Genomic DNA, 3,126 nt, shown 5'->3' with positions numbered 1-3,126 from the left:
CGTGATAAGCACCGCTCGAGCTCTGCTTATCGGTCTTCTTCTGGAAGTTTGACGTTCAGCTCTAATACTGAGATGTCGTCATCTTTGTGTTCGAAAGTCAGATCAACCATTGATGGATCGACGTCAACGTACTTCGCAATACACTTCAAGATGTCTTCTTTTAGTTGCGGCAGATAAGACGGCGCTGGGTCGTCATGGCTGCGTCGCTCGGCAACAATGATCTGCAAACGCTCTTTAGCTAGGTTTGCGGTTGTCTTTTTTTGTGGTCTAAAAAACTCTAGTAATGACATTGCGAATTAGCCCCCGAACAGTCTTTTGAAGATGCCTTTCTTCTGTTCCGTTAAGAAACGGAAGTCCACTTGGCTACCCAGTAGTCGTTCTACAGTATCATTGTAAGCCATACCTGCATCGGTTGCTTCGTCAAAAATAACTGGAACACCTTTGTTCGACGCGTTCAGTACTGCTTGGCTCTCTGGGATGACACCCAGTAGAGAGATGTGAAGAATCTCTTCAACGTCTTCAACACTTAGCATCTCACCTTGAGTTACACGTGCTGGGTTGTAGCGAGTCAGTAAAAGGTGCGTTTTCACTGGTTCTAAGCCATCTTCTGAGCGACGAGATTTAGAATCAAGAATACCGAGAATACGGTCTGAATCGCGTACAGAAGAAACTTCTGGGTTAGTCGTAACAATCGCTTCATCAGCAAAGTAAAGCGCCATCAGAGCGCCTTGCTCGATACCTGCAGGAGAATCACAGATGATGAAATCAAAGCCCATTTCATCTAGTTCATCAAATACACGACGAACACCATCTTTTGTTAGTGCATCTTTATCACGAGTTTGAGAAGCCGGAAGAATGAATAGATTCTCTGTGCGCTTGTCTTTGATCATCGCTTGGTTCAGTGTCGCTTCGCCATTGATAACGTTAACGAAGTCGTACACAACACGACGCTCACAACCCATGATTAAATCTAGGTTACGCAGACCGATATCAAAGTCGATAACTGCGGTTTTCTTCCCTTTTAAAGCTAAGCCTGAGGCAATAGCTGCACTGGAGGTCGTTTTGCCTACCCCGCCTTTACCTGACGTTACAACGATAATGCGTGCCATTTTGTTTTCCTTTTTATTTCTCTTATATTGCGAGGACATCAACGTGTAATACATCGTTTGCCATACTGAACATGGTTTTCTTCTGCCAGTACTCGCTTTCAATTTGATCGCTGAGCCAGTAATTTCCAGCAATGGAAACCAGCTCGGCTTGTAAATCATTACAAATTATTTTTGCTTCAGTTTGACCACTCGCGCCTGCAATCGCACGACCGCGTAAAGTACCATGGATATGGATGCTGCCATCGGCTATGACTTCTGCGCCAGCACTCACATGGCTGAGGATCAATAGATCGCCATCTTTTGCATACACTTGCTGACCAGAACGAATAGGCGTTCTCACCACTTTTATCGGAGCCATCTTCGCTGGAGCTTGAGAAGGCGATTTACTGGCTGTCATCACTGCAAAACCAGCTTCTTTCGCTAGGTTCTGCATACGTTTATCCGAACAACCAGCCACACCTACTGGGATCATGCCCGCTTGAGATATACCCTCTTTCAGTTGCACAAAATCGATATCACCCGCGACTTTGCTAATATTGATAACAACAGGCGCAGCAGCGAAAAAAGTGGGAGCTTGGTTTACTTTTTCTTGAAGAAAAGACACCGCATTTTCGACTTGATCATCGGATAAGTGCAAAACAGATAGCGTAAAACTGCTACCTTTTAGATCTGGATTACTAGACATCGAAAACTACAGGACCTCAATAGCGGATTGGTACAATTTCTTTATCAATAAAATAAAGGGCGTTGCCTGAAACTTGGTTTATCATGTTATATTCCCAAACCAAGCACAGCAAGTAATCTTGTTGTCAAATGAACGTTTTGTTCCCAATATTTCCCTTAACATAAACTATTGATCTCGTAAGTGAGAGTTTTGTAGTCATAAACAATAAAAAGGTTTGTCATGCTGTGTTCTATATATAAAAGTTCAAAGAAAGAAGGAACATACCTTTATATCCCTAAGAAGGATGATTTCTCACAAGTTCCTGACGCATTGATGCAAATGTTTGGTAAACCTAGTTTTGTAATGGTAATTAAAATGGATGGCCGTAAACTGGCGCAAGTGAACATCGATAAAGTGAGAGAATCACTGAACACCGATGGTTTCTTTTTGCAGGTTCCGCCACCACCGGTTAATGAACTTGAACTTCATAAAGAGCGTAAAGCTCAGCAAAACGTTCAAGACGAAGAGTGATAGCTACCTTAATTCAGGGAGGAGTGATCGTTGAGTAAATTTTCGAAAACCATATTGGCTGTGTCGGCATTACTATTGGGTAATAGCCTGACGATTGGTTCAGTTCAGGCTGAAGAGCTGAGCTTTGAGCAATATGTAGAGAAACTAAAGCAGCAAGGCCGTGCAGAAGGCATCTCTGAAACGATCATTGATCAGGCCTTTGATGGTGTGACGTTTAAGCCAAGAGCGGTGAAAGCCGATAAGAATCAACCTGAGAAAAAACTGACTCTGGATGAATACATTCCACGCGCGGTTCCAGATTGGAAAGTGAAGCAGGCGAGATCGCTTTATAAGAAGCATTATTCAGCGTTGAAGCGCATTGGTGATGAATATGGTGTTCAACCAAGATTCATTGTCGCGCTATGGGGTGTTGAGAGTAACTTTGGTAAGTTCACGGGTAACTACAGTGTTATTGATGCTCTCACAACTATGGCCTATGAAGGACGTAGAGAAGCCTTCTTCCGTAGCGAAGCGATGGCGGCGTTGAAGATTCTTGATCAAGGCCATATTGCACCACAAGAGATGAAAGGCTCTTGGGCTGGTGCGATGGGACAACCTCAGTTTATGCCAAGCTCATTCTTAGCTTATGCCGCTGACGGTAACGGCGATGGCAAGAAAGATATTTGGGGTACTGAAGAAGATGTATTTGCTTCAGCGGCGAATTATCTCAGCCAATCGGGTTGGGATGACAAATATACTTGGGGCCGTCAGGTTCACGTACCGTCGACTGTGTCTATTGAAATGCAAGGCCGAGGCGAAGACAAAGCGAAATACTTAAAAGAG

General features: G+C 43.9%; 5 protein-coding genes. 2 read left to right on the top strand and 3 right to left on the bottom strand.

Going from position 1 to position 3,126, the window contains the following annotated elements:
- Positions 1–26: 26 nt before the first annotated feature.
- Genes minE through minC form a run of 3 tightly spaced genes read right to left on the bottom strand, consistent with a single transcriptional unit; the run spans position 27 to position 1,794 of the window.
- Entirely contained in the window at positions 27–290 is a 264-nt protein-coding gene (gene minE, locus AB4496_RS23555; RefSeq protein ID WP_009848499.1) for a cell division topological specificity factor MinE, read from the bottom strand.
- Between the two features lie 6 nt (positions 291–296).
- On the bottom strand, positions 297–1,109 hold the full coding sequence (minD, locus tag AB4496_RS23550; RefSeq protein ID WP_009848498.1) for a septum site-determining protein MinD: 813 nt from the start codon (positions 1,107–1,109) through the stop codon (positions 297–299).
- Between the two features lie 22 nt (positions 1,110–1,131).
- Positions 1,132–1,794 carry a septum site-determining protein MinC gene (minC, locus tag AB4496_RS23545; RefSeq protein ID WP_009848497.1) on the bottom strand — a complete coding sequence of 221 codons (663 nt, stop codon included), beginning with the start codon at positions 1,792–1,794 and terminating at the stop codon, positions 1,132–1,134.
- A gap of 219 nt (positions 1,795–2,013) precedes the next feature.
- Between minC and AB4496_RS23540 the strand changes: the two genes are divergently transcribed.
- On the top strand, positions 2,014–2,304 hold the full coding sequence (locus tag AB4496_RS23540; protein WP_009848496.1) for a YcgL domain-containing protein: 291 nt from the start codon (positions 2,014–2,016) through the stop codon (positions 2,302–2,304).
- Positions 2,305–2,334: 30 nt separating this feature from the next.
- Positions 2,335–3,126, top strand: a 792-nt coding sequence (locus AB4496_RS23535) for a lytic transglycosylase domain-containing protein (RefSeq protein ID WP_372132181.1), incomplete at its 3' end; no start/stop codon positions are given.

Source organism: Vibrio sp. 10N.222.46.A1 (genome assembly GCF_041473595.1).
GTDB lineage: Bacteria > Pseudomonadota > Gammaproteobacteria > Enterobacterales > Vibrionaceae > Vibrio > Vibrio tasmaniensis_A.
This window is presented reverse-complemented; position numbering and strand designations above follow the sequence as displayed.